General features: G+C 64.4%; 26 protein-coding genes. 17 read left to right on the forward strand and 9 right to left on the reverse strand.

Going from position 1 to position 24,325, the window contains the following annotated elements:
* From A985_RS26465 to pcaD, 3 genes are all read left to right on the forward strand, one after another.
* Positions 1-810: lyase family protein (locus A985_RS26465; protein WP_017235253.1), on the forward strand; the 810-nt coding region annotated here is incomplete at its 5' end.
* Positions 807-1,232: a 4-carboxymuconolactone decarboxylase gene (gene pcaC, locus A985_RS0120545; protein ID WP_017235254.1), complete on the forward strand. Its 426-nt coding sequence runs from the start codon at positions 807-809 to the stop codon at positions 1,230-1,232. The genes A985_RS26465 and pcaC, both read left to right, overlap by 4 nt.
* Positions 1,233-1,245: 13 nt before the next feature.
* Positions 1,246-2,052, forward strand: coding sequence for a 3-oxoadipate enol-lactonase (pcaD, locus tag A985_RS0120550; RefSeq protein ID WP_017235255.1), 807 nt, complete (start codon positions 1,246-1,248; stop codon positions 2,050-2,052).
* A gap of 94 nt (positions 2,053-2,146) precedes the next feature.
* Here the strand turns inward: pcaD and A985_RS0120555 are convergent, their stop codons facing one another.
* A complete protein-coding gene (locus A985_RS0120555) occupies positions 2,147-3,076 on the reverse strand; it encodes a helix-turn-helix domain-containing protein (RefSeq protein ID WP_051060325.1) in 930 nt (309 codons plus the stop codon).
* 279 nt (positions 3,077-3,355) lie between these two features.
* Here A985_RS0120555 and pobA point away from each other — a divergent pair, with 279 nt between their 5' ends.
* Positions 3,356-4,534 (forward strand): 4-hydroxybenzoate 3-monooxygenase, encoded by a 1,179-nt coding sequence (gene pobA, locus A985_RS0120560; RefSeq protein ID WP_017235257.1) that lies wholly within the window; start codon positions 3,356-3,358, stop codon positions 4,532-4,534.
* Positions 4,535-4,802: 268 nt separating this feature from the next.
* Entirely contained in the window at positions 4,803-6,179 is a 1,377-nt protein-coding gene (locus A985_RS0120565; RefSeq protein WP_017235258.1) for an MFS transporter, read from the forward strand.
* Positions 6,180-6,256: 77 nt separating this feature from the next.
* Here A985_RS0120565 and A985_RS0120570 read toward each other — a convergent pair whose 3' ends face one another.
* Both A985_RS0120570 and A985_RS0120575 read right to left on the reverse strand, forming a co-directional pair.
* Entirely contained in the window at positions 6,257-8,011 is a 1,755-nt protein-coding gene (locus A985_RS0120570; protein WP_017235259.1) for a chloride channel protein, read from the reverse strand.
* Between the two features lie 52 nt (positions 8,012-8,063).
* Entirely contained in the window at positions 8,064-8,501 is a 438-nt protein-coding gene (locus A985_RS0120575; protein WP_051060326.1) for a MarR family winged helix-turn-helix transcriptional regulator, read from the reverse strand.
* A 627-nt stretch (positions 8,502-9,128) separates the two neighbouring features.
* On the opposite strand from A985_RS0120575, the gene A985_RS0120580 reads away from it, so the two are divergent.
* The 5 genes from A985_RS0120580 to A985_RS26470 all read left to right on the forward strand — a co-directional run bounded on the left by A985_RS0120580 (position 9,129) and on the right by A985_RS26470 (position 13,999).
* A complete protein-coding gene (locus tag A985_RS0120580) occupies positions 9,129-10,361 on the forward strand; it encodes a hypothetical protein (protein WP_017235261.1) in 1,233 nt (410 codons plus the stop codon).
* A gap of 44 nt (positions 10,362-10,405) precedes the next feature.
* A complete protein-coding gene (locus tag A985_RS0120585) occupies positions 10,406-11,083 on the forward strand; it encodes a PQQ-binding-like beta-propeller repeat protein (RefSeq protein WP_017235262.1) in 678 nt (225 codons plus the stop codon).
* 191 nt (positions 11,084-11,274) lie between these two features.
* The gene (gene ahpC, locus A985_RS0120590) at positions 11,275-11,838 is read left to right on the forward strand and encodes an alkyl hydroperoxide reductase subunit C (RefSeq protein WP_017235263.1); all 564 of its coding nucleotides are present in this window, start codon (positions 11,275-11,277) and stop codon (positions 11,836-11,838) included.
* A 206-nt stretch (positions 11,839-12,044) separates the two neighbouring features.
* On the forward strand, positions 12,045-13,643 hold the full coding sequence (gene ahpF / locus A985_RS0120595) for an alkyl hydroperoxide reductase subunit F (protein ID WP_017235264.1): 1,599 nt from the start codon (positions 12,045-12,047) through the stop codon (positions 13,641-13,643).
* Positions 13,644-13,792: 149 nt separating this feature from the next.
* Entirely contained in the window at positions 13,793-13,999 is a 207-nt protein-coding gene (locus tag A985_RS26470; RefSeq protein WP_017235265.1) for a flagellar hook-basal body complex protein FliE, read from the forward strand.
* Positions 14,000-14,066: 67 nt separating this feature from the next.
* Here A985_RS26470 and A985_RS0120605 read toward each other — a convergent pair whose 3' ends face one another.
* The gene (locus A985_RS0120605) at positions 14,067-14,975 is read right to left on the reverse strand and encodes a LysR family transcriptional regulator (protein ID WP_017235266.1); all 909 of its coding nucleotides are present in this window, start codon (positions 14,973-14,975) and stop codon (positions 14,067-14,069) included.
* A gap of 308 nt (positions 14,976-15,283) precedes the next feature.
* On the opposite strand from A985_RS0120605, the gene A985_RS0120610 reads away from it, so the two are divergent.
* Positions 15,284-16,696: a methyl-accepting chemotaxis protein gene (locus A985_RS0120610; protein WP_017235267.1), complete on the forward strand. Its 1,413-nt coding sequence runs from the start codon at positions 15,284-15,286 to the stop codon at positions 16,694-16,696.
* A 124-nt stretch (positions 16,697-16,820) separates the two neighbouring features.
* Here A985_RS0120610 and A985_RS0120615 read toward each other — a convergent pair whose 3' ends face one another.
* From A985_RS0120615 to A985_RS26475, 5 genes are all read right to left on the reverse strand, one after another.
* Complete coding sequence (locus A985_RS0120615) at positions 16,821-17,123, reverse strand: hypothetical protein (RefSeq protein WP_017235268.1); 303 nt, start codon at positions 17,121-17,123, stop codon at positions 16,821-16,823.
* A 537-nt stretch (positions 17,124-17,660) separates the two neighbouring features.
* Complete coding sequence (locus A985_RS0120620) at positions 17,661-18,251, reverse strand: hypothetical protein (RefSeq protein WP_232424699.1); 591 nt, start codon at positions 18,249-18,251, stop codon at positions 17,661-17,663.
* 117 nt (positions 18,252-18,368) lie between these two features.
* Positions 18,369-18,506, reverse strand: coding sequence for an entericidin A/B family lipoprotein (locus A985_RS27760; RefSeq protein ID WP_017235270.1), 138 nt, complete (start codon positions 18,504-18,506; stop codon positions 18,369-18,371).
* Positions 18,507-18,612: 106 nt separating this feature from the next.
* Positions 18,613-18,819, reverse strand: coding sequence for a CsbD family protein (locus A985_RS0120630; RefSeq protein WP_017235271.1), 207 nt, complete (start codon positions 18,817-18,819; stop codon positions 18,613-18,615).
* Between the two features lie 253 nt (positions 18,820-19,072).
* A complete protein-coding gene (locus A985_RS26475) occupies positions 19,073-20,623 on the reverse strand; it encodes a CHASE3 domain-containing protein (protein WP_017235272.1) in 1,551 nt (516 codons plus the stop codon).
* Positions 20,624-20,823: 200 nt separating this feature from the next.
* Here A985_RS26475 and A985_RS27765 point away from each other — a divergent pair, with 200 nt between their 5' ends.
* From A985_RS27765 to A985_RS0120665, 6 genes are all read left to right on the forward strand, one after another.
* Positions 20,824-21,000 (forward strand): DUF1328 family protein, encoded by a 177-nt coding sequence (locus tag A985_RS27765; protein ID WP_017235273.1) that lies wholly within the window; start codon positions 20,824-20,826, stop codon positions 20,998-21,000.
* Positions 21,001-21,097: 97 nt separating this feature from the next.
* On the forward strand, positions 21,098-21,259 hold the full coding sequence (locus A985_RS27770) for a DUF1328 domain-containing protein (RefSeq protein WP_017235274.1): 162 nt from the start codon (positions 21,098-21,100) through the stop codon (positions 21,257-21,259).
* A gap of 139 nt (positions 21,260-21,398) precedes the next feature.
* On the forward strand, positions 21,399-22,043 hold the full coding sequence (locus tag A985_RS0120650) for a response regulator transcription factor (protein ID WP_017235275.1): 645 nt from the start codon (positions 21,399-21,401) through the stop codon (positions 22,041-22,043).
* A 13-nt stretch (positions 22,044-22,056) separates the two neighbouring features.
* A complete protein-coding gene (locus A985_RS0120655) occupies positions 22,057-22,479 on the forward strand; it encodes a response regulator (RefSeq protein WP_017235276.1) in 423 nt (140 codons plus the stop codon).
* Between the two features lie 158 nt (positions 22,480-22,637).
* A complete protein-coding gene (locus A985_RS0120660) occupies positions 22,638-23,672 on the forward strand; it encodes a methionine ABC transporter ATP-binding protein (RefSeq protein ID WP_026132220.1) in 1,035 nt (344 codons plus the stop codon).
* On the forward strand, positions 23,662-24,315 hold the full coding sequence (locus A985_RS0120665) for a methionine ABC transporter permease (protein ID WP_017235278.1): 654 nt from the start codon (positions 23,662-23,664) through the stop codon (positions 24,313-24,315). Before A985_RS0120660 ends, A985_RS0120665 begins: the two co-directional genes overlap by 11 nt.
* Positions 24,316-24,325 lie beyond the last annotated feature (10 nt).

Raw genomic sequence — 24,325 nt, forward strand, 5'->3', positions numbered from 1 at the left:
CAGTTCGGCGGGGCTGCCGGCACGTTGGCGTCGCTCGGCACGCTGGGCCCGGTGGTCGCCGCAGCGCTGGCGCGTCACCTGGGGCTGTCGGAGGCGATCACGCCGTGGCACGGCCAGCGCGATCGCATCGTGCGCGTGGGAAGTTGGGCGGCGTCGCTGACGGGCTCGCTGGGCAAGTTCGCGCGCGACACGGCGATGCTGACGCAAACCGAAGTCGGCGAAATTGCCGAAGCCTCCGGTCCCGGGCGTGGTGGTTCGTCGACCATGCCGCACAAGCGCAATCCGGTTGGCTGTGCGGCAATGCTCGCGGCGGCCACCCGCACGCCGCAACTGGCCGCCACGTTGTTCGTTGCGATGCAGCAGGATCACGAACGCGGTTTGGGCACGTGGCACGCCGAGTGGGAAACGCTGCCCGAACTGCTCATGCTGTGCGGTGGTGCGCTGGCCACCGCGCGCACGCTCGTGCAAGACTGGACGGTCGACACGGCGCGCATGCGGGCAAACCTCGACATCACGCACGGCCTCATCATGGCCGAGGCCGTGACGATGGCGTTGGGCGAAACGATGGGGCGTCTCGAAGCCCATCGGCGTGTCGAAGCACATTGCCGCAGTGCGCTCGCGCAGCACCGTCCTTTGCTCGACATCCTGCGCGAAGACGATGACATTACCCACAGCCTCGGCATTGCAACGCTCGAGCGACTGACGGACCCGCAACATTATCTGGGTGCTGCCGAGACGTTTGTGGGCCGAGTTCTCGCGCTTGCCGACGCCGCCGTGACACCCTCACAACCCGGCAGGAAATCAACATGAACGATCAGGAACGCTACGACAACGGCATGCAGGTGCGCCGCGCCGTCCTCGGTGACGCGCACGTGGATCGCACCCTCACACGCCGCAACGAATTCAACGACGACTTCCAGAACTTCATCACACGCTTCGCCTGGGGCGATGTCTGGACGCGTCCGGGTCTCACGCGCCATATGCGCAGCATGGTGACGCTCTCGCTGCTCATCGCCTTGAATCGCGGCGACGAGTTTCGCATGCACGTGCGCGCCGCGTTCAACAACGGCGTGACGCGCGAGGAAATGAAGGAGCTGTTCATGCACGCTGCCCTGTATTGCGGCCTGCCTGCCGCCAATCAGGCGATCCACGACGCCGAGACGATCTTCGCGGAGATGGAAGCCGCCGAGCCCGGTTCGACGACCCGTGCGCGCGACGCCGCACAACGCTGAGGAGCCGAAACGAATGACGACGGAACGTCTTATCGAGGTGGGCGACGCTACGCTGCGCGTGGCGATCGACGGCGACGACCGCGCACCGGCGTTGGTGCTGTCCAATTCGCTGGGCACGACGCTCGAGATGTGGGCGCCGCAGGTGCCGGCGCTCGCCCGTGAATTCCGGGTGGTCCGTTACGACGCGCGCGGACATGGCGGCTCGTCCGTCACGCCGGGCCCTTACGTCATCGACCAATTGGGACGTGACGTGATCGGGCTGCTCGACGCGCTGCATATCGAGCGTGCGAGCGTGGCGGGGGTGTCGATGGGCGGCATGACGGGCATGTGGCTGGGAATTCACGCACCACAGCGTATCGAGCGTCTCGCTATCGTTTGCTCTTCGGCGCACATCGGCGGCGAAGACGGCTGGAATGCGCGCATTCGCACGGTGCTGGCCGATGGTATGGCTGCCGTCGCCGACGCCGTGGTGTCGCGCTGGTTTACGCCCGCATTCGCGGAGCAGGAGCCGGCGTTGATCGAGCGCATGAAGGCGATGTTCCGCTCGCTGTCGCCGCAGGGCTACGCGGCCGCCTGCGCTGCCGTGCGCGATATGAATCAGCTCGACGAGATCGCGTCGATCACCGCGCCGACATTGATCGTGACCGGCGCGGGGGACCTCGCAACGCCGCCCGCGATGTCGAGCGCGATGCTCGAACGGATTCCTGGCGCGCAGCAGATCGTCGTGCCGGGCGCGCATCTCTCCAATATCGAGTGTGCCCCGGCCGTGACTGAGGCGCTCTTGAGCTTCCTGCGCGTGCCGACGCCGGCCAATGCGTAAGCACTGAGCGCCGACGCATCGGGGAATCTGCGAATCGGTGCGTCGCCGGGGGGCGGGCCTTCAACAGGGAAGGCCCGCCCCCCGGGGCATCAGGTTATGAGGCGTCGCCCAAGTGGGCATGTTGCGCGTTGCGGCGGAACGCCGACGGTGTGACGCCGACATGCCGTTTGAAGACGCGACAGAAATACGCCGGGTCCTGGAATCCGAGTTCGTAAGCCACGTGCGAGACCGGCGCGGGAATATAGATCAGCTTGCGGCGCGCTTCGAGCATCAATCGGTCCTGCACCAGATCGAAGGCCGATTTTCCCGCGATGCGACGGCACAACCGATTGAGCTTGCTCTCGGTGACGTGCAGTCGTTCGGCGTAGGCCGGTACAGCCCATGCCTCGGTGTAATGCGTCTCGACAAGGGCGCGAAAGCGCGCGAACAAATCCAGCTCCGTGCGTCCGGCCCGTGTCGCCGAATCGTGATGCGCATGCAGGCGCGCGAGCAGCAGCAGCACGCTGCGCGTGAGCCATCCCACCATTTCCGCATGCCCGAGTTGCGGGCGTGAAAACTCGTCCATGATGAGACCGAGCAACGTATGGAGACGGTCGCGCGTTTGCGGTGCATCGCCCAGCGGGAATAGCCACGGCTTGCGCAGCAGCGACGCCATGTCGGCATCGGCGCCGAGCGCGGCATCGAACGGCACGCTCTGCGCCATCGTCAACACGAAGCCGTGCGCGCCGCGCGAGAAGCGGAAGTTATGGACGGCCGACGGATGCACCGTGATGACGGCCGGGCCTTGCACCTCCCACGTGGCGTCGTCGACGTTCGCCTCCACCGCGCCTTCGAAGATCGCCAGCACCTGGAACAGTCCCAGATGCCGGTGCGTGTCGATATGCCAGTCGTAGAGGCGGCTGCGCGTCTCAATCCACTCGATATGGACGAAATCGGCGCTGTCGGTGCCCGTCAATTCACCATACAGCGAGAATTCCGGAATCGCCTCGCGCGCCGCGCGCAGCCGGGGTGACGCGCCTGACATACTGGTTTTCCCTTGGTCGAAGTTGTCGAAAAAGTACAAGAAAGGCGTCGATTCATCCATTCAACTCGACGCGTGCGGTCCATAAGATATGACGCATTCGCCCCTCGTGACAAGGCGTGTCCATCGGTTCAGGGATGCTCGTTTACGCGTAGTCCCAATTCGGTGCAGCAAGCGCAAGGCAGCAGAGAAATGCAAGCCGCATGCAGGCCGTCGACCCGTCGCGAGATGCCCCGGCACGGGTGTGCCAGGCACGGGCAATGCCACTACAGGAGACAACGCATGCGAACCCATTACCCCGTCGTCATCGTCGGTGCCGGTCCGGCCGGACTGCTGCTTTCCCATCTGCTGCATCTGCAAGGCATCGAATCGATCGTGCTCGAATCGCGCACGCGCGCTGCCGTGGAATCGACCATTCGCGCCGGTGTGCTGGAGCAGGGCACGATGGATATTCTCAACGAGACGGGCGTGGGCGAGCGCATGCGTCGCGAAGGTGCGCTGCATCACGGTATCGAGCTGGCATTCGGCGGCCAGCGTCATCGCATTGCGCTGACCGAACTGACCGGCCGCGCCATTACGGTCTATGCGCAGCACGAAGTCATCAAGGATCTGATCGCAGCGCGCGAAGCGGTGCAGGGCGACATTCTGTTCGACGTGTCGGACGTCTCGGTGCATGACATCGATAGCACGAAACCGAGCGTGCAATTCACAGTGGACGGCCAGGTGCGACGGCTGACGTGCGACTTTATCGCGGGCTGCGACGGCTTCCACGGGGTGTGCCGCCCGGCCATGCCCGCCTCGGTGCGCAAGGAATATCAGCGCGTGTATCCGTTCGGCTGGTTCGGTGTGCTGGTGGAGGCGCCGCCGTCGTCCGACGAACTGATCTACGCGGCACACGAGCGCGGCTTCGCGTTGATCAGCACGCGCTCCCCGACGGTGCAGCGCATGTACTTCCAATGCGATCCGAGCGAGCGCGCCGAGACGTGGAGCGACGAGCGTATCTGGCAAGAGCTGCACATGCGCACGGAAAGCGACGACGGCTGGCGCCTCAAGGAGGGGCCGATCTTCCAGAAGAGCGTGATCGCGATGCGAAGCTTCGTCGCCACGCCGATGCAGTACGGTCGCTTGTTCCTGGCGGGCGACTCGGCGCATATCGTGCCGCCGACTGGCGCCAAGGGCATGAATCTGGCCGTGGCCGACGTGTGGCGTCTGGCGCGCGCGCTCGACGATTTCTTCCATCGCGATAATGAAGCCGGTTTGCACGGATATTCGGAGGCGGCGCTCAAGCGGATCTGGCGCGCGGAGCACTTCTCGTACTGGATGACGCGCATGATGCACCGCCTCGACGACGCCACGCCGTTCGAGCAACAGATGCAGCGCTCGGAACTGGAGTACGTTGTCAGTTCGCGCGCGGCATCGCTCATGCTCGCGGAGAATTATGTCGGGCTGCCGCTTGCCTGAGGCGCAGGGCGGGGCATCGGCGCGCGGGCGCCAGTGCTCGCCTGCTCGCGCGTATAACCGGCCGTTATGGATGATCTGACGAAAGATCATTTTGACGGCCACTGGAAGGCCTTACAGTAGCGGCACAAAATCGACGCCGCAAATCCGTCGAATCAAGGCAACCGACAAGCGCGCCACGCCATGGCACCGGACGCGCATCGGTGGCGGCGAAATCCAAAATAATGACGGGACGACAACCGGGGCGGCCACGCCCCGAGGAGACAGTTTCATGCATCAGACGAGAACGGTGGATGTGCCCACCTATATCAACGCACACCGGTTTTCCGGTTATCAGTGGGTGGCGTTGATCCTGTGCTTCTTCGTCGTCGCCATCGACGGCTTCGATACCGCGGCCATCGGTTACATTGCGCCTTCGCTGGTGCAGCAGTGGCACATCGACAGAGGTTCGCTGGGTCCGGTGCTCTCTGCGGCGCTCTTCGGTCTGGCGGGCGGGGCGATCTTCGCCGGGCCGCTCGCCGACAAGCTCGGGCGCAAGACGCTGTTGGTGCTCTCGGTCGTCTTCTTCGGCATCGCAAGTCTCGCGACGGCTTTCGCTCAGGATCTCGAAACGCTCACGGCGCTGCGCTTTCTGACAGGGCTGGGGCTCGGCGCGGCCATGCCGAATGCCGTGACGCTGATTTCCGAGTACGCGCCGGAAGCGCGTCGCGCGGTGATCGTCAACACCATGTTCTGCGGATTCCCGCTGGGTGCGTCGGTGGGGGGATTCGTTGCCTCGTGGGTGATTCCGCACTTTGGCTGGCATAGCGTGCTGGTGCTCGGCGGCGTGCTGCCGCTGGTGCTGTCGGTGCTGCTGATGCTTTGCCTGCCGGAGTCGGTCAAGTTTCTCGTGGTGCGTCAAAAGCCGATCGAGCGGGTGCGCCGCATCCTGTCGCGGATTTCGGGCGAGTCGCTCGATGACGTCGGCACCTTTACGGTCAATGAAGCGGCCCCGAAGCGGGCCGGTTCCGCCATCGGTGTCGTGCTCTCGAAGCAATATGGCTTCGGTTCGCTGATGCTGTGGGTGACCTACTTCATGGGACTCGTCATCTTCTATCTGCTCACGAGCTGGATGCCGCTGCTGTTCAAGGATGCCGGGTTCACCATCGAACGGGCTGCGCTGATCACGGCCCTGTTCCCGCTGGGCGGCGGCATCGGCACGATTCTGTCGGGCTGGTGCATGGACAAGTTCAACGCGCAGAAAGTGGTCGCCGTAGGCTACGCGCTCACGGCCGTGCTGGTGTATGCGGTGGGGCAGGCGATGGGCAACATCGGCGCGCTGGTCGTGCTGATTTTCCTGGCAGGCACGGCGATGAACGGTGCGCAGTCGTCGATGCCGTCGTTGGCTGCAATGTTCTATCCGACGCACGGCCGCGCCACGGGCGTGGCGTGGATGCTCGGTGTGGGGCGCTTCGGCGGGATTGCGGGTGCGTTGCTGGGCGCGGAACTGATGCGCCGTCACATGGGGTTCGCATCGACGTTCTCGCTGCTGGCCATGCCGGCTGTGATCGCCATGCTGGCGTTGCTAGCGAAGAATGCCTGGGAACGGGCCCACGGCAATTCGACGTCCGCGTCGCGCGACGCGCGCAACTCGGCGCCGATGCACTGACCAATAACGGTCGTCTCGTCGCTTCTCGCTCTGACGCGCCGTCAACCCTGGTTGACGGCGCGTCGTCGTATCGAGAATCAGCTACGTCGGCGTCCGAGATGAAGCATGCGCTCGCGCACTTCTTCTTCCGAGCGCCAGTGCTCAGCCGGTTTGACCAGATCGCTGCGGCTGATGATGCCGACGAGCTTGCGTGAGGCGGCATCGCTCACGACCGGCAGTCGTTCCAGGTGATGCGCGGCGAAGCGTGCCGACACGATACGCCCCGTCTCCGACGCCAGCGCGACGAGCGGCGGATTCGCGCCATACAGTTGGCCCAGCGTTTGCAACCCTTGTGTCTGCGCGCGCGTGAGTGCTTGCCGGTCGACCATGCCGAGCACGCTGTGCTCGGCGTCGACCACGGGGTAGGCGCGATGGCGCTGGCCCGCGCCGAAGGCTTGCTGCGCGGCTTCGTCGATGAGCATGTTGGCGGCCAATGACACCGGCTCTCGGGTCATCAACTCGCCAACGTGCAGGCGCTCCAGCGGATCGACGCCGTATTCGCGGTGGATGTGACGGCCACGTCGCGCGATCTTCTCCGTCATGATCGAGCGCGGCATGATCCAGATCGTGATGCCGTAGGAGATGCCGCAAGTGAGCAGTAGCGGCAGCAACGCGTTCACGTTGTGTGTGAGACCAAGGGCGAAGACGATGGCCGTCAGCGGCGCGCCGAGCACGCCCGCGAGCGTTGCCGCCATGCACACCAGTGCCCACAGCGAGACGTCGCCACCCGGCAGCACCGGTGCGAGGAGCGTGCCGAGCCCGGCACCGATCATGAGCAGCGGTGCGAGCACCCCGCCCGAGGTGCACGATCCCAGGGCAATCGCCCAGATGATCGCCTTGACCACCAGCAGCGCCAGCGCGGCATGCAGCGTGAAGTGTCCGGCGAGCAGGTCTGCGATGACGTCATAGCCCACGCCGAGCGCACGCGGCTGGAGATAGCCGCCAATGCCGATGGCGACACCGCCGATGGCCGGCCACCACATCCAATGCACGGGAAGCTTGTGAAAGCCGTCTTCGATGGCGTAGAGGGCGCGCGACATGCCGGCGGACAGAACGCCCGCACATACGCCGGCGATCACGCACGACAGCAGGGCGATGGGGGCGACGACGGATTCCGCCATCGGAAAGAGCGGACCTGCGTCGAGCATCAGCGGCCGTGCGAAACCGGCGACCGCGCATGCCGCGATCACCGGCAGCAGGCTGCGCGGACGCCATTCGAAAAGCAGCAGTTCCACGGCGAGCAGCACGGCGGCGACCGGCGTGCCGAATACGGCCGTCATGCCGGCGGTGGCGCCGGCCACGAGCAGTGTCTTGCGCTCGGCGGCGCTCAGGTGAAAGTATTGGGCGATGAGCGAGCCGACGGCGCCGCCCGTCATGATGATCGGGCCTTCCGCGCCGAATGGCCCGCCACTGCCGATCACAATGCCCGAGGACAACGGTTTGAGGATGGCGACGCGCGGCGACATCTTGCTCTTGCCGAACAGAATCGCCTCGATGGCTTCGGGAATGCCGTGACCGCGAATCTTGTCGCTGCCGAAGCGGGCCATCGCGCCGACGATCAGTCCGCCGATGACCGGTAGAGCGATGACCGCTGCGCCGAGCGTGTTATTGGCGGGCGAGCGTGGCGCGAACGAGAGCGTTTGATAGAAGAAAAGGTTGGTGAAGCCCTGGATGAGGTGCAGCAGCAACCACGCGGCAGGCACACCGCAAAAGCCGATGACGGCGGCCAGCGCAATGAGTCGAGGCAGGCCCGGCGCACGCGAAAAGTCCCGTGCATGGGCGGGCGCGGCCATGGTGGAGTGAGGCGAAGGAGTATGGGGAACGGAAGCCATGACAATGCCGTGATTACAAATGAACGCCACGAATGTGGAAGATGTCCGCAAAGGTGCTCAACTCGTTGCGGTGCTGGGCGGCGAGATTCATGAGGCACGCGTCGCCCGCCGCTGAGAGGTGCACTTCCACCACTCGCCGGTCGCTTTCGTTTTGGCGGCGCGTGACGAGCCCGGCTTTCTCGCAGCGCGCAACGAGCGCCACCACGCTGTGATGCACGGCTTGCAGGCGCTCGGCCAATTCACTGATGGACGCCCAGTCGCGCCCCGGGATACCTTTGACGTGCAGCAGCAACAGGTACTGCTGCGGCGTGATGCCTTCGTCGCGTGCGGCGGACTCGCTGAAATTGAGAAAACGGCGCAGCCGATAGCGGAATTCCGATAGGGCTTCGAAATCGCTCTTGGTCAGCGCATCGGTGGTGACCGTTGGATTGGGCGAGGCAGGCGCAGGCATGAGTCGGGCGGGCGAGAAGCGCCGCATAGTCCAAAAACAAAAAAATATATCATATCGCGATACATTTGGCGGGCTTAGGGATAGCCGGGATGACAAATGGGGGCCAGTGCGTGCAGAATCGCGAAAAAACGAGACTCAGTAGTGACGGGAACTCGATCCCCGCCGAGATGACGGAACGCTCGTTGCCGATAGTCGGTGACAAGCGCCGTTCGAGCGGGCCGACCTCTGACAGGGAGGAGACATGGCTTCCACGGTCCGACGCCGCTGGCGTACGGGAACGTTGTTGTTGCTATCGGTGGCGCTGGGCTCCACAGTGGCCGCCTATCACTACGCCTCCGGTTTTGAACTGGGTGGCGGCGTTTTTCAGCAGATCGGTTTCGGACGTCAGGGCACGTCGTCCGGGCCGGGAGCGCACGTGCGCAAAGCGGCGTCGTCCTGTTCCGGGAGCGATTGTCGCGGCGACCCGGCGTCTCAGTCCCATTGAATCGTCCGCACGGCATGCCTGCCGCGCCCTCTTGCAGGGCGCGTCGTTCCCGCTTAGAAAACGTCACGCAGACCGACGGTGATGGTGTTCTGGGTTGCGTTGCATTCCGGCGCGCCATGCGTGATCCCCGGTAATATCGCGCGATGGACTCCCTCATTGCTGCTTCCGCGCGCGCGCTCGCTGCCGGCGATTCGCTGGGTGCCTTGCGTCGGATCGCGTTGCGCGACGATGCGCCAGCACTCGCGCTGCGCGGCATCGCGATGGCACAGCTGGGCGAGTTTGCCCGCGCGCGAGAGCTGTTCAAGCGGGCGGCGCGTAGCTTCGGCCCGCATGAGGCCCTGGCACGCGCTCGATGTGTAGTCGCCGACGCCGAAGTCGCGCTCGCCATGCGCGACCTTGGCGGGTCGACGCGATCGCTCCACGCCGCCGCCGCTGTGCTGCTTGCGCATGCGGACATCCCCAATGCCATGCTTGCGCATCTGGTGCTTGCCCGCCGCCTCGTGCTGCTCGGCAAGGTCGACGCCGCTGCGCAAGCCCTGCAGGACACCCCGTCAGACGCCGTCCCGGCGCGCCTCGTCGCCGGACATGCGCTGATCTGTGCCGAGCTGGCGCTGCGCACACTGCGCATTCCACAAGCGCATGCCATGCTCGCACATGCCCAAACGGCCGCGTCCGCGGCCAACATTCCCGCGCTGATCGCCGAAGTCGAGACCGTGCACGCCGCCCTGGCGCGACCGGCGGCTCGCCTTGCGCAGTCCGACGGCGAGCGCGCCTTGAACCTCGACGAAGTGGCACGACTGCTGCATTCGGATGGGCTCGTTGTCGATGCCTGTCGGCGCGGCATCAGCGCCGGCAATAGCGCCGGTAGCAGCTGGCGACCGCTGGCACGGCGTCCGGCGCTCTTCACCCTGGCGCTGCAACTCGCGCGCGCCTGGCCCGGCGACGTCGACCGCGATACGCTCATCGCGGAAGTGTTTCGACTGCGGCGCCCCGACGACACCCACCGCGCTCACCTGCGTGTGGAGATTGGCCGTCTGCGCGCGTTGCTCAAGGGACTCGCCGACATCGACGCGACGCCGCGCGGGTTCGTGCTGCGCACGCAAGGTGGGCGCGCAGTGTCGGTGCTGCTGCCGCCCATCGACGGCAATCGCGCGTCGCTTGTCGCTCTGCTGTCGGACGGTGCGGCGTGGTCGACTTCCGCCCTGGCCCTTGCACTCGGTGCGAGTCAACGCACCGTGCAGCGCGCCTTGTCCGCGCTGGAGCACGAGGGCCGCGTGTGCGCGCTGGGCCGCGCAAGGGCTCGTCGATGGACATCGCCGCCCCTCGCCGAATTCACGACGACATTGTTACTCCCTGTTGGATGGTCGTTTGGCTAGAGTGGACTTGCACGCCGACGACGGCGTCACAACCGGAGCCTGACATGACAAGCAAACTGCAACGAGCGGAACGTCCGCGTCCCCAAGCCGCCGTGATGGCGGCCGATATCGCCTGTGAGTACGGTCCGTTCGCGGGCAACGAGCGAATCCATGGCGTTACGTTCGACGGCCGACAGGTATGGGCCGCAACGGGCGATACCCTGATCGCCTTCGATCCCGCCACGGGCGAAGTTCGTCGCACGATCGCCGCCCCGAGCGACGCCGGCACGGCCTTCGACGGCACGCACCTCTATCAGATCGCCGAATCGCGTATCGACAAGATCGATCCGTCGACCGGCAAGGTCGTCTCGTCGATTCCCGCGCCCGACAGCGGCAGCAACTCGGGACTGACGTGGGCCGAGGGCAGCCTCTGGGTCGGGCAATATCGCGATCGCCGCATTCTCCAGATCGATCCTGCCACCGGGCAGGTGTTGCGCAGCATCGCGTCCGATCGGTTCGTGACCGGCGTGACCTGGGTGAACGATGAACTGTGGCACGGCACCTGGGAGAACGACGAGAGCGAACTGCGTCAGGTCGACCCCGCCAGCGGTGAAGTGCTCATGCACGTGGAGATGCCGCAGGGCATTGGCGTGAGCGGCCTGGAGCATAACGGTGCCGATCTGTTCTTCTGCGGCGGCGGTGGCAGCGGCAAGGTTCGCGCGGTGCGCTATCCGCAGCGCTGAGCCACCGAGCGTCGGACAATGGCCGGTCTGATGCCGCAGGGACGACATGGCGGGCCATGTCGGAAGCGCTCGGGAAGGCTATCGGCGCCGATAGCCTGAACCAATGACATAGATTTTAATAATCAATTTTAGTTAATCAATAGCTTTCAGCATACTGTCAACACTTTCCACCCCGTCAGAGAGACAACGACATGCCGATCATCAACAGCCAGATCAAGCCGTTCAAAGCCAACGCCTACCAAAATGGCGATTTCATCACCGTGACCGACGAGACCCTGAAGGGTAAGTGGTCGGTGGTCGTGTTCTACCCGGCCGACTTCACCTTCGTATGCCCGACCGAGCTGGGCGACCTGGCCGATCACTACGACGAGTTCAAGAAACTGGGCGTCGAGATCTACAGCGTATCGACGGATACCCACTTCACCCACAAGGCCTGGCACGACACGTCGGACACGATCCAGAAGATCCAGTACCCGATGCTTGCCGACCCGACGTTGGCGATCTCGCGCAACTTCGACGTGCTGATCGAGGAAGAAGGTCTGGCACTGCGCGGCACGTTCGTGATCAACCCGGAAGGCGAGATCAAGCTGTGCGAAATTCACGACAACGGCATCGGCCGCGACGCCAAGGAATTGCTGCGCAAGGTCCAGGCCGCGCAGTACATCGCCGCCCATCCGGGCGAGGTCTGCCCCGCCAAGTGGACGCCGGGCGCGCAAACGCTGAGCCCGTCGCTCGACCTGATCGGCAAGATCTAAGCAAGATCCAAGCGCTACGGGGCGCTAATGGGCCGAGCCCTGCGCTACGCACGATCGCCGCCGCAAGCGCCTCGCCAGCGCGCCAGCCGCCTGAGTCTGGCGCGCCGGCCCCCGACCCCGAACCCCGACGCCGACCTGCGCCTGCCTGTGGCCCGCGCGGTGGGCCTCGCTCACCCCATCACTCCCCATCGAGACGGAGAAACGCCATGTTGGACGCGAACCTCAAAGCCCAGTTGCAAACGTACCTTCAGAAAGTCACGCGTCCGATCGAAATCGCCGTGTGGCTCGACGATAGTCCGAAGTCGGCTGAAATGAAGGCGCTGGTCGACGAGATCGCCCCGCTCTCACCACAGATCGCCGTCGTGGCGCACGCCGAGGGCGGCGACAGCGCCGGCGAGCGTCGTCCGTCGTTCGCCATCGGCACGCCGGGGGAAGCCCCGCGCATCCGCTTCGCCGGGCTGCCCATGGGGCACGAGTTCACGTCGCTGGTGCTCGCCTTGCTGCAAGTGGGCGGTCACCCGGTCAAGCTCGACGACGACACCATCGCGCAGATTCGTGCGCTCGACGGCGATTTCCGCTTCGAGACCTACATCTCGCTGTCGTGCCAGAACTGTCCGGAAGTCGTGCAGGCGTTGAACGTCATGGCGTTGATCAATCCGCGCATCCAGCAGGTCACCATCGACGGCGCGTTGTTCCAGGGCGAAGTCGAGGCGCGTCGGGTGATGGCGGTCCCCACCGTGTTCCTCAACGGCGAATCGTTCACGCAGGGCCGCACCAGCGTGAAGGAATTGCTCGCGAAACTCGACACGGGTGCAAGCGTGCGCGCCGCGAAGGCGCTCGAGAACAAGCCTGTCTACGACATGCTGATCGTGGGCGGCGGCCCTGCAGGGGCTGCCGCCGCAATCTACGCTGCCCGCAAGGGGATTGTGACGGGCGTGGTCGCCGAGCGTTTCGGCGGCCAGGTGCTCGACACGATGGCCATCGAGAATTTCGTCTCGGTGACGCACACCGAAGGACCGAAGTTCGCCACAGCACTCGAACAGCACGTGAAGACGTATGACGTCGACGTGATCGACACGCAGCGCGCGCAAGCCTTGATTCCCGGCAAGATTCACGAAGTGCATCTGGCCAGCGGCGCGGTGCTCAGGGCGCGGTCGGTCGTGCTGGCCACCGGTGCGCGCTGGCGTGAAATCGGCGTGCCGGGCGAGCGCGAATATCGCAACCGCGGTGTGGCCTATTGCCCGCACTGCGACGGCCCACTCTTCAAGGGCAAGCGCGTGGCGGTGGTCGGGGGAGGCAACTCGGGCGTGGAAGCGGCCATTGATCTGGCCGGCATCGTCAAGGAAGTCACGCTGATCGAATACGGCACGCAACTGCGCGCGGACGACGTGCTTCAGCGCAAGCTGCGCAGCCTGTCGAATGTGCGTGTGCTGATGAACGCACAGACGACCGAGATCCGTGGCGACGCGCAGAAGGTGGACGGTCTTGTGTATCGCGACCGCGCCTCGGGCGAGACGTCCACGATTGCGCTCGAAGGCGTGTTCGTGCAGATCGGTCTCGTGCCGAACACCGAGTGGCTCAAGGGGAGCGTGTCGCTCACGCGTCACGGCGAAATCGAAGTCGATGCCAAGGGCGCGACGTCGGTGCCCGGCGTGTTCGCCGCGGGCGATGTCACGACCGTGCCGTTCAAGCAGATTGTGATCGCCGTCGGGGAAGGCGCGAAGGCCTCACTGGGCGCCTTCGAACATCTGATGCTCAGCTCGGTGGAGGACGAGGCGGTAACGCCCGAGAAAATCGCCGCCTGACGCGAACCGACGCGGCCTGGCGCCGCCGCAAGGCAGCAAAGCCCTCACGTGTGACGCGCGTGAGGGCTTTGCTACATATGGGCCACGCGTGGGGCCGATCGCCGATGCCCGTCTCGATGGAACAGTCATTGATGGCCGAGAGGCGTCGCATGCATGCGACACAGCGCGAACTGGATAGCGTGACGGGGGCGCGCGACGCCAGCGAGCGCATGCGCGCATTCGATCTGGGCCAGAGCGACGACCTGACCGGTGCAATGCTGTCGAGCGCTCAGGCCGATTTATCGTTTTCGTTGCTGATGCGAACGCGTGACAAGGTCGTGGGTGCCGTGGAGGAGTGGGTACGCATGCCGTTCTGAGCGGGATGCGGCAAGCGCCATGCGTCGCTGGCGCACCCGTACCGACGTACGGACGAACCGCGCGCGGTTACCGCAACGTTGCCGGTTCGTCGGCGGCCCTGGCGAAGCACTGGGCGAGAAATCGCTCGGTCGGACGTGACAGGGCATCGGCATGCGGCACGAGCGCCGTCAGCAGTCGCTTGAGGCCATGCGGGGGATCGATGCGAACCGAGGCGAGCGCCGCGTCTTCGTGACGCATCGACATCGCGGACACGAAGCCCACGCCCATGCCCGCCCGCACGGCTTCCTTGATACTCTCCACCCCGGCCAATTCCAGCGCCACGCGTGGCGCGAGTCCGGCCACCGAGAACGCGCGCGCGACCAGCGCGCGTACCCCCGACCCCGGTTCACGCAGGATCAACGGGTACTCGGCGATGGCCTGCAGCGATGCGCCTTGCGGATGCTGCGCGAGGGGATGGTCGGCCCGGGCAATGGCAACGACTTCGTCGTCGCGCCACGGACGCACCGCGATCTCCGGCGACAGACCCGGCGGCACGGCGCCTTCGATGAATGCCACGTCGAGCCGATCGAGCTGCGCCACGATTTCACTGGTGTTGCCGTCGATGATATGCAGTGCGACCGCAGGGTAGCGTTGATGGAATTCCGCAATCGCGTAGGGCAGCAGGTAGCTTGCCGGCGTCGTACTCGCCCCGATGCGCAGCGCCCCGGTTTCCATGCCGCGCAGGCTATCGCGCAGTGCCATGGCCTGGCGATAGTCCTGCCGCAGCTTGTTGGCATATACGGCGACCTGCTCGCCCACGGCCGTCAGCCGGATACCGCGTCCATCGCGTCGATACAACGGCTCGCCGAACGACTCCTGCAACAGCCGCAACTGGCCGGAGACGGCCGGTTGCGATAGGTGCAGCGCTTGCGCCGCATGACTGATGTTGCCAAGTTCGGCCACGGTCGCGAAGGTCAGCAATTGGTCCGGCGTCATGTCGAATCCATCGGATAGGGTGATGATTGATCGCCATCATAGCCACTATTCGGATGATTGCGTGCCGACGCGACACGGCCGGGTCAGTAAGTCCCGCGTAAGCCGTGCATGAGAGGGTGGTCCTATAAAGTCGGAAGCGCGGGGCGGCGACCAGTGAGGCAACCCTCAAGTCGACCGTTTTTTCTCCCGTTATCTCTTTCGACACACCAGCGTGTGGCGCGAACGTCTGCCCCGATGATTTCCGTGCGGTACGGCGACTGTCGCGCCCTCGTCATAACAAGTGGATCAGAGACGCGAGGAGACTGACAATGGGGCTATTCACGCGCACCCGGGGAGCGGCGCAAACCGTCAACATCATGAAGGAGGTGGCGGCCAATGCCGGCACCCTCGGCGTTGAACTGTGCGACATCGCCGGTAACGTCGACGAGATCGCCGTTCGCATCAAGCGTCAGGCCGACGTGTTTCAGGCGCTTCACCAAACCGCCACCGAGACCAGCGAAGGCAACCAACGTATCGCCAGCGCCGCGCGTGAGGCCCGCGATGTGGCCGATCGCGCGAGCGCCGAAATTGCGGCGTCGCGCCACACGGCCGACGCGTCGCTGGCGTCGATCCACGGTCTCGTGGAGGGCGTCTCCGGCATGGCCGGCGAGATCGCCGGGCTGCGCGACGCGCTCGATCACGTCGGCAAGGTGGCTGAGGGTATTTCGGTGATCGCGCGTCAGACCAATCTGCTGGCGCTCAACGCCGCCATCGAAGCCGCGCGCGCCGGCGCGGCTGGGCGCAGCTTCGCGGTCGTGGCTACCGAGGTCAAACTGCTCGCGAGCAAGACGGCCGAGGCGACGCAGCAGATCGAGCACACGCTCGCCACGCTGGGCGAGCGCACCGAGCGCCTGATGCGCGAGAGCAACGCGAACGTCGCGCGCGCCAACGACGCCCGCGAAGGCACCCGCGCCATCGCCAGCGTGATCGAGACGGCCGGGACTGCGCTCGACACGTTCGACCGTCAGGCCGGACAGATCGCGCAGGCCAGCGAAGCCATCGAAAGCGAATGCGCCACGCTCGTCGCCCACGTCGATGAAATGGCCGACGGCGTTTCGCATTCGGCGGAACACGTTGAGCGTGCGCGCGAGCGTATCAACGGTTTGCTAGGCGTCTCGGAACATCTGATCGGCCTGATCGCCGGCAGCGACGTCGAGACGGAGGACACACCGTTCATTCGCGCGGTACGCCGCGCGGCCAAGCAGGTGGGGGAGAGCTTCGAGGCGGCGCTTGCCAAGGGCAAGATCACCGAGCAGGCATTGTTTGACCGCCGCTACGAGCCGATCCCCGGTTCGAACCCGCAGCAGTTGATGGCCAGCTTCACGCGCTTTACCGACGAGACGCTCCCGGCCATCCAGGAGCCGTTGCTCGCGCTCAACGAGCGTATCGCCTTTTGCGCCGCCGTCGACGAGAACGGCTATCTGCCGACGCATAACCGCAAGTTCTCGCAGGCACCGACCAACGATCCGGTCTGGAATGCCGCGAATTGCCGCAACCGGCGTTTGTTCAACGACCGCACGGGCGCGGCCGCCGGACGCAACACCCAACCGCTGTTGCTGCAGACTTACCGGCGAGATATGGGCGGCGGGGCGTTCATGGTGATGAAAGATGCCTCGGCGCCGATCTATGTGAATGGGCGTCATTGGGGCGGCTTTCGCATCGCCTATCGCGTCGGCAGGTAGCCGCGTTGCGCCGACCGGCGCGGCCAAAGACAACGCGCCACCGACTTCGCAGTCGGTGGCGCGTTCATTTTTCGGCGACCGGTGTGTTATCCGATGCGTTTGCCCGCGTGGGGCCGGCCGTCGCTCAATCGCGATGCCAGTGGTCGCGGCGCCAGCGACCGTGCCCGTACCCGTAGTACGGACGGCCGTAATACGCCGGCGGAGGACCGTAATACACCGGCGCGGGCGAGACATAGACGGGCGGCGGGGCGTAGTAGACCGGCGGCGGGGGCGCGACGTATACGGGCGCCGGCGCATAGACCGGTGCCGGGACGACCAGCGGCAGGCCAATGCCGATACCGACCGAGACGTGAGCCTGCGCTGTCCCGACGGCACCCGCAGCGAGCGCGATCCCCGCGATGGCAAGGGCGGCAAACTTGGTTTTCATGACATTTCTCCTGCGGACTTGGCAGCGTACTGATGACAGCGCCCGGACGGCACCATGCCGTGCGACGCGCCGGGTGCCCTTAAGCACCGTTGTTCGTCAGATTCCTTGGCTTAACTTTACTGAAGTTCCGAAACGCGGGCGTGGCGCAATTGTTGCAAAGTATGCGCATTGACACGGCACAGGGAACGTCCGGGCGAGGAAAAGCGGCCGCCAAACGTGTAGATCAAGTCGTCATTCTATTCAGAATCAACGATTTGCGCTCGTTTCGGTGAGCGTCTTGCGTTGCCGCGCTCGCGTCGGGGAGCGTCAGGTCGGGCTGCGCTTGTTACATTCATTTACACGCACGCTCGCCGCCTGTGGCACAAAAACAGCAGGCGAATGCCGCTTTTGCCGCATTCGCCCGCCATCGACGTCGCGGGGCTGCACGCAACGCCGCCGTCTCCTCCCTGCCTAACCGGTTCGCCCGGTGCGTCCGGATCTGCTGTTTTTGGGACGGATCCGTGGCCGCGATCCGCATGGTTTGGGAGATCCCTGCGCTTACTGGTGGAAGCGCGCCTTGGCGTCCGCCTCGCAGGTGTCCTTGGGATTGCCGGCCAGCGCTTCGCAGCGTTCGAGCGCGGCCTTGTACTGCGCCTTGTCCGCCTCGGCATTGGCGTCCTGCCGCGCGGCCATCGTGTCCTTAGACGATTCCCGGCTCGTGCGCATGACCTTGGCATCGCCGTAGGCCTTGGTTTTGGCGGCTTCGGCGTCCTTGACGCAAACGTCCTCGTCGTTGCCTTTCTTGTCGTCGCAGCGCAACTTGGCAACGCTGTAATCGGCGTCGGCCTTCGCGACGGCGGCCTCGTAGCGCGCCTTGGGTGTTTGCTCATAGTCGGCTTGCGCATTGGCCTTGGCAATGGCTTCGTTGCCCTTTGCACTCGCGACACAGACACGCTTCGCGTTGTCCTTGAGCGCTTTGCAACGCGCGACCGACGCCTTGTAGTCGGCCTCGGCCGATTTCTGCGTCGCCTCGTAGCGATCCTTGGTCGCCGCGTCCGCCGCGTGGGCCGCCGCGGTGCTCAGCATTCCCGCGGTGCCCACGCTCAGGCTGGCGCAGGTCAGAATGTTCATGACAGTTCGATGTGACATGTCGGGGTCCTCCTTCAGGCGGGCAATGGAATGCGCATGAGGCGCAATGCCGATGCATCACAAGTTTCGGGGGGGCGGGGGGACATGCGGGGAACGTGGATTCGGCGATATGCCGGATTACTTGGCGCGATCGGCGGCGCCCTGAATGGCTTCGCCCCCTCGTTCGACGTCCTTGCCCGCGCCGTGGATGGTGTTGCATCCGGCGAGCCCCAGCGCGAAGCCGGAGAGCAGTGCGATGGCGATCAGTCGTTTCATTTGAATGTCTCCTTTGACAGAGGATGTTGTGCGACGCGCGGCACGCGCGCGAAGTGAAAGGGACGCGTCGGGGCGCCCGCCTCCCGGCGGGCACGGCGGCAAGCGCTTACCAAAGCTTGTGTTGGTCGTTCCACGTGTCGACTTCGCGTTCGGCTTCGGCCTTCGCCTTGCCGTATCGTTCCTGGATCGTCCCTACGAACTTGTCGCGGTTGCCTTCGATCTTGAGCAGATCGTCATCCGTCAGGTTGCCCCACTGCTTCTTCGCTTCGCCCTTGAGTTGGTTCCACTTGCCCTTGATCAGATCCGAGTTCATAGCAACTCCTTCATATTGGGTTGGGATAGGTTCGGTTCGGAGAATTTTCATCGCATCGGCACGCAAAGCGGCGCGCCTCGTTGCCGCGCTTTCGATGCGGCACGAGATTCCATGGTAGGGAGTGCGAAGTGTTCGCGATGTCAGCCGCGATAGCATCGCGGCGTAGGTGGCGTCGGGTTGCGCTGTCGGCGCATTCCGACGTGCTCGGTATCGAGGACGCAGTACCCAGGGCGCCGTATTGCGGATCAGGGGTTCAAGGCGTTTGCGGCGAGGCGCTCGCGCCGTCGTCGGGCTTCCCGGGGGCAGGTGTCTGTGTGGCGGTGCTTTCGGTGACTTCGGTCGCGATGTTGGGCGCGTCCGCCGGATTGCACAGCGGCAGCACGACCTGGATCTCGGTGCCGATTCGCAGCGGCAGCGAGTGAATGTCGATGCGTCCGCCCTTGGCCGAGACCCGTTGGCGCATGCCGAACAGGCCGTGTGTCTTGGGCTTGTTGAACTGATCCGGCGTGAGACCGATCCCGTTGTCGATGACTTCGAGACGCACCCGCTGATCGTCGCATGCCAGGGCTACGCGCACGGTAGTGGCACGCGCGTACTTGCCCGCGTTCGTGAGCGCTTCCTGGGCAACGCGGAACAGCACGATGGCCGTCGACTCCGGCAGGGCGAAGTCCTCTTCGGGCAGGTCGAGATCGAGCTGCCAGTGCTGTTGATCGGCGGTTTCCTCGGCGAGCGAGCGCAACGCCGTCACAAGACCGAAGTTGATCAGCACCGTCGGGCGAAGATTCTCGATGATGCGGCGCTTCGTCTGAATGCCGGCGTCGAGATTGCGTTGCGCTCGGGCGAGCTTCTCGGCAATCACCGGATCGACGTTGCGCAGCTTGTGATGCGCCCAGGTCACATCCATCTTGCAGGCGGTGAGAATCGCGCCGAGTTCGTCGTGCAGCTCGCGCGACAGTCGGGTCTTCTCGTCCTCGCTGACGTTCTGCAAGTGGGTGGCCAACTCGTCCAGTTGCTCGGTGCGCTCGCGCACGACCCGATCCAGATGCGCTTGCTGTTCGCTCAACCGGTCGCGCGCGAGTCGCTCCTGCCGCATCTGCCGGCCGAGGGAACGAAACAGCAGTACGAACAGCAGGATGGTGAGCACCGAGAGCGCGCCGGCGCTTATCGCCGAGATCGCCTGATCGAAGCGTCCGTCGTTCTGTGCAGTGCGCGCGCGCGCCAGCTCGCGGTTGTACAGGTCGGTGATGCCGTCTTGCACCGGCTCCATCGTGCCGATGCCGAGATTGGCAGGCGAGAGCGCCTCTTCGAAATTCATCTTCCCTTGCTTGACCGCCGCGCGTGCCGTTTCCATGGCGGTGATGCGCTGCGAGAACAGCGTCATCACATTGGCAAAGTCCTTCGTGGCCTGCGTGTCGCCCGTGGCTTCGTAATGCCGGACGATCAGGGCGGCGAGATCACGAATGCGACGCACGGCCGACAGGTAGGGATCGAGATAGATCGGGTCGTTCGTGAGCAAATAGCCGCGTTGGCTCGACACCACGGTCGACGTGCGCGCCATGATCTCGTTGAGTTCGTTGGCCGCGGTCATGGCCTGCAAGGCCGCCTCGTAGGTGGACGCCAGTCGGCGGTGCGCAGACTCCAGCCCGATCAGGCTGCCAACGGTGATGGCGATCGCCGCGATCATGGCGATGATCCAGCTTCGGCGACGCAACCAGGACGTGAGCAATCGAGACATGAGGGCCTGTGGCGAGGTGTTGAGGAGGGGCGTGCAGGGAATACCGATGATCGAACGCGTTTCGATCATAAGTCGAAAATCGCGTTGTTTCGCGAATTGTCAGTCAATTCCTACGCAAAAACCAGCGGGGTCCGGGCAGTCGCCTACGCGCCGTTTTTCTACCATTCACTCAGCGTCCGAGGGTTCGCGCCGCGTTGCGCAAACCGGTGTCGCGCCGTCGGAGGCGAACGAAGTCTCCGGGAAACGATGCATTGACCGAGGAGAGCGCTATGTTGAAGTGGGCGTTGATGTTCGCACTGATCTCGATCGTGGCGGGCCTGTTGGGCTTCACCGGGATCGCCGCGGGTGCCGCCGGGATCGCGAAGATTCTGTTCGTGCTGTTCCTGGTGCTGTTTGTGATCTTCCTGCTGCTTGGACTGACTGTCGCCAAGAAGATCGTCGATTAGACGGAGCGCTGCCGCACGGGGCTTGTCCGTGCGCTGAAGCGATACTGTGACGCGTCATGCAGACGCGCGCGGCCCGTTCCCCTACAAGGAGGTTGCGATGCTTCACTATGCTGTCGTTTTTTTCGTGATCGCGTTGATCGCTGCAGTGTTCGGCTTTACGGGAATCGCCGTCGGTGCCGCAGAGATCGCAAAGATCCTGTTCTTCATCTTTCTGGTGATCTTCCTGGTCACACTTCTCTTTGGGGTGTTCCGACGATAGATGACGTCTGGGGCCGCCCGGGCAGCTCGCCAGGCGGCCCGGCATGCTGGCTGTGGAGGCGCAGGATCTCGTGCGGCACCATTGAGAGTTACCGGCAGATGATTCATTATTCGAGCGACCGAGCGTCACTGGAGCTTAGATGTCACCGACAACAATAAAAATCCTGATTGCCGACGACCACGCGATTGTCCGTACCGGCTTCAAGCAATTCATTGCCGACGAGTCGGACATGGAAGTGCTGGGCGAAGCGGCGAGCGGCGACGAAGTGATCCGTGCGGTTCGCGATACAGCCTTCGACGTCGTGTTGCTGGATATCGCCATGCCTGACAAGAACGGTATCGACACGTTGCGCGTGATCAAACAACTGCGCCCGGCGCAGGGCGTACTGTTCCTGTCGACGTATCCTGAAGCGCAGTATGCGGTCAACCTGCTGCGCGCCGGCGCGAACGGATATCTGATGAAGGATGCGGCGCCCGAGGAAATCATCCGGGCTATCCGCACAGTGGCGCGCGGCCACCGCTATGTCAGCGAAGGTACCGCCGACCTGCTCGCGCAGAAGCTGGACCAGCCGGGCGACGAGCCGATCCACGAGCAACTCTCGGAGCGCGAGTTCCAGGTGTTCTGCAAGCTCGCGCAGGGCCGCACGCCCACCGAAATTGCGGACGAGTTGCATCTGTCGGTAAAGACCGTCAGCACGTATCGCGCGCGCGTGCTGGAAAAGATGCATTTGAAAACCAATGCCGACCTGACGCTCTACGCGCTCAAGAACGGCTTGATCAGTTGATAGCGAGGTTGTCATGCCAACCGGGAACGCGGCAACGCATACGGGGTCCGGTTTGCCCCTCAAGGTGCTCTTGATCGAAGACTCGGCGGTCATCCGCGAGAGCCTGTCCGAAGCGCTCGGTTCGACCGGGATGCTCCAGGTGACAGGCGTGGCGGAGACGGCCGACGACGCGGTCCGCACACTCCAGGAAGATTCGTTCGACGCGGTGATCGTCGATATTCAACTGCGACGCGGCTCGGGCATGGACGTGCTCTCCTACCTGCACGACGCGGGACTGCTGCCCCAACTGATGGCCATCGTGCTCACGAACTATGCATTGGCCACGTACCGCAAGCGTTGCCAGCAACTGGGTGTGCAGTACTTCTTCGACAAATCGCTCGAATTTGACCGCGTGATCGAAGTGCTCGACGACTTCGCCTCTCGCAGACAAGCGTGATCGCCGTCAGGTTCAGTCGAAATCCGATATAAGGAGATCAAGTTTTATTATTTTCATCTATTTAGATGCATGGGCTAGAATGTTGTCTTTGCACTGAATATCGAGTCAAGGCGGCGGCACTGCGGGCGGTTTCAGCAGTGGGGCTGCTATTTTTTTGCATGATCGAACTCCAGAACATTACCCAGCGTTTCGCTGGGCCCAAGGGGCCGATCGACGCGCTTTCCAACATCAGCCTGTCGATCGAGCGCGGCGAAGTCTTCGGCATCATTGGCCGCAGCGGCGCCGGCAAGAGCACGCTCGTGCGTGTCATCAATCTGCTCAATCGTCCGAGCGACGGCAGCGTGCGCGTCGACGGGCAGGACCTCACGTCGCTGTCGTCCGACGCGCTGCGTCAGGCGCGCCGCCGCATCGGCATGATCTTCCAGCACTTCAATCTGCTCAACTCGCGCACCGTCTACGAGAATGTGGCGTTGCCGCTGGAGTTGGCGGGTCTGTCGGCGGCGGAGATTCGCGCGAAGATCCTGCCGCTGCTCGAACTCGTCGGTCTGACGGCACAAAAGGATCGTTATCCGTCGCAGATTTCCGGTGGCCAGAAGCAGCGGGTGGGCATTGCCCGCGCGCTGGCGAGCGAGCCGCAGGTGCTGCTCTCGGATGAAGCGACGTCGGCGCTCGATCCCGAAACGACGCGCTCGATTCTCGAGTTGCTCAAGCGCATCAATCGCGAGCTGGGCCTGACCATTGTGCTGATTACACACCAGATGGAAGTCATCAAGCAGGTGTGCGACCGCGTCGCCGTGCTCGATGCCGGCCGTGTGGTCGAGCAGGGCCGTGTCATCGAAGTGTTCTTGCGCCCGCGTCACGACGTCACGCGTGCGCTTATCGGCGACGTGATTTCGCAGGAGCTGCCCGCGGGCGTTCGCGAGCGTGTCGCGTCGCGCATCGGCAACGGTCACGATCACCTGTATCGTCTGGCGTTCTCCGGCGCAGGCGTCGATCAGCCGCTGCTCTCCGAGGCGATTCGTCGCTACGAACTCGATTTCAACATCCTGCACGGCCAGATCGACGAGATCCAGGGGCAGGCGTTCGGATCGCTCGCCGTGCTGGCGGGCGGCACCCCGGCCCGGGTGGCCGAAGCCATGGCGTTCCTCGCCAGTCAAGGTGTTGTCGTTGAGGAGCTGAGCCATGTGGAGTGAAATGTTCGATCTCTTCGTCTCCTCCTTCTGGGAGACGCTCATCATGGTCGGGATTTCCGGCCTGATCGGTGCCGTGGTCGGCGTGCCGCTTGGCGTGCTGCTCTATCTGACGGATCGCAACGGCGTGTTGCAAAACCTGCCGACCAATCGTGTCGTCGGCATCCTCGTCAACGCGGTGCGCTCGACACCGTTCATCATCCTGCTCGTCGCGGTGATCCCGTTCACGCGTCTGATTGTCGGCTCGTCCATCGGCACGATGGCGGCCGTGGTGCCGCTCACCATCGCCGCCGCGCCGTTCGTCGCGCGCCTGGTGGAGACGGCCCTGCGCGAGGTCGACCGTGGCCTGATCGAGGCGGCGCAGTCGATGGGCGCGACCACCGGCCAGATCGTCACCAAGGTGTTGCTGCCCGAGGCCTTGCCGGGCATCGTGGCCGGTCTGACGATCACGTTCGTCAGTCTGGTCGGCTATTCGGCAATGGCCGGCGCCATCGGCGGCGGCGGTCTGGGCGACCTGGGCATCCGATACGGCTATCAGCGCTTCCTGCCCGAAGTGATGATTACCGTCGTGCTGATCCTGATCGTCTTCGTGCAGTTGGTACAGACGTTCGGCGACTGGCTGGTGCGTCGCCTGAGCCATAAGTAACATCTCATAT

Origin of the sequence: Pandoraea sp. B-6 (assembly GCF_000282835.1) — a bacterium.
Taxonomy (GTDB): Bacteria; Pseudomonadota; Gammaproteobacteria; order Burkholderiales; family Burkholderiaceae; genus Pandoraea; species Pandoraea cepalis.

Excerpts from the sequence above, each read along its gene's own strand:
- pcaC (WP_017235254.1), top strand. The coding sequence starts at position 807 with ATGAACGATCAGGAACGCTACGACAACGGCATGCAGGTGCGCCGCGCC.
- pcaD (WP_017235255.1), top strand. The coding sequence starts at position 1,246 with ATGACGACGGAACGTCTTATCGAGGTGGGCGACGCTACGCTGCGCGTG.
- A985_RS0120555 (WP_051060325.1), bottom strand. The coding sequence starts at position 3,076 with ATGTCAGGCGCGTCACCCCGGCTGCGCGCGGCGCGCGAGGCGATTCCG.
- pobA (WP_017235257.1), top strand. The coding sequence starts at position 3,356 with ATGCGAACCCATTACCCCGTCGTCATCGTCGGTGCCGGTCCGGCCGGA.
- A985_RS0120565 (WP_017235258.1), top strand. The coding sequence starts at position 4,803 with ATGCATCAGACGAGAACGGTGGATGTGCCCACCTATATCAACGCACAC.
- A985_RS0120570 (WP_017235259.1), bottom strand. The coding sequence starts at position 8,011 with ATGGCCGCGCCCGCCCATGCACGGGACTTTTCGCGTGCGCCGGGCCTG.
- A985_RS0120575 (WP_051060326.1), bottom strand. The coding sequence starts at position 8,501 with ATGCCTGCGCCTGCCTCGCCCAATCCAACGGTCACCACCGATGCGCTG.
- A985_RS0120580 (WP_017235261.1), top strand. The coding sequence starts at position 9,129 with ATGGACTCCCTCATTGCTGCTTCCGCGCGCGCGCTCGCTGCCGGCGAT.
- A985_RS0120585 (WP_017235262.1), top strand. The coding sequence starts at position 10,406 with ATGACAAGCAAACTGCAACGAGCGGAACGTCCGCGTCCCCAAGCCGCC.
- ahpC (WP_017235263.1), top strand. The coding sequence starts at position 11,275 with ATGCCGATCATCAACAGCCAGATCAAGCCGTTCAAAGCCAACGCCTAC.
- ahpF (WP_017235264.1), top strand. The coding sequence starts at position 12,045 with ATGTTGGACGCGAACCTCAAAGCCCAGTTGCAAACGTACCTTCAGAAA.
- A985_RS26470 (WP_017235265.1), top strand. The coding sequence starts at position 13,793 with ATGCATGCGACACAGCGCGAACTGGATAGCGTGACGGGGGCGCGCGAC.
- A985_RS0120605 (WP_017235266.1), bottom strand. The coding sequence starts at position 14,975 with ATGACGCCGGACCAATTGCTGACCTTCGCGACCGTGGCCGAACTTGGC.
- A985_RS0120610 (WP_017235267.1), top strand. The coding sequence starts at position 15,284 with ATGGGGCTATTCACGCGCACCCGGGGAGCGGCGCAAACCGTCAACATC.
- A985_RS0120615 (WP_017235268.1), bottom strand. The coding sequence starts at position 17,123 with ATGAAAACCAAGTTTGCCGCCCTTGCCATCGCGGGGATCGCGCTCGCT.
- A985_RS0120620 (WP_232424699.1), bottom strand. The coding sequence starts at position 18,251 with ATGTCACATCGAACTGTCATGAACATTCTGACCTGCGCCAGCCTGAGC.
- A985_RS27760 (WP_017235270.1), bottom strand. The coding sequence starts at position 18,506 with ATGAAACGACTGATCGCCATCGCACTGCTCTCCGGCTTCGCGCTGGGG.
- A985_RS0120630 (WP_017235271.1), bottom strand. The coding sequence starts at position 18,819 with ATGAACTCGGATCTGATCAAGGGCAAGTGGAACCAACTCAAGGGCGAA.
- A985_RS26475 (WP_017235272.1), bottom strand. The coding sequence starts at position 20,623 with ATGATCGAAACGCGTTCGATCATCGGTATTCCCTGCACGCCCCTCCTC.
- A985_RS27765 (WP_017235273.1), top strand. The coding sequence starts at position 20,824 with ATGTTGAAGTGGGCGTTGATGTTCGCACTGATCTCGATCGTGGCGGGC.
- A985_RS27770 (WP_017235274.1), top strand. The coding sequence starts at position 21,098 with ATGCTTCACTATGCTGTCGTTTTTTTCGTGATCGCGTTGATCGCTGCA.
- A985_RS0120650 (WP_017235275.1), top strand. The coding sequence starts at position 21,399 with ATGTCACCGACAACAATAAAAATCCTGATTGCCGACGACCACGCGATT.
- A985_RS0120655 (WP_017235276.1), top strand. The coding sequence starts at position 22,057 with ATGCCAACCGGGAACGCGGCAACGCATACGGGGTCCGGTTTGCCCCTC.
- A985_RS0120660 (WP_026132220.1), top strand. The coding sequence starts at position 22,638 with ATGATCGAACTCCAGAACATTACCCAGCGTTTCGCTGGGCCCAAGGGG.
- A985_RS0120665 (WP_017235278.1), top strand. The coding sequence starts at position 23,662 with ATGTGGAGTGAAATGTTCGATCTCTTCGTCTCCTCCTTCTGGGAGACG.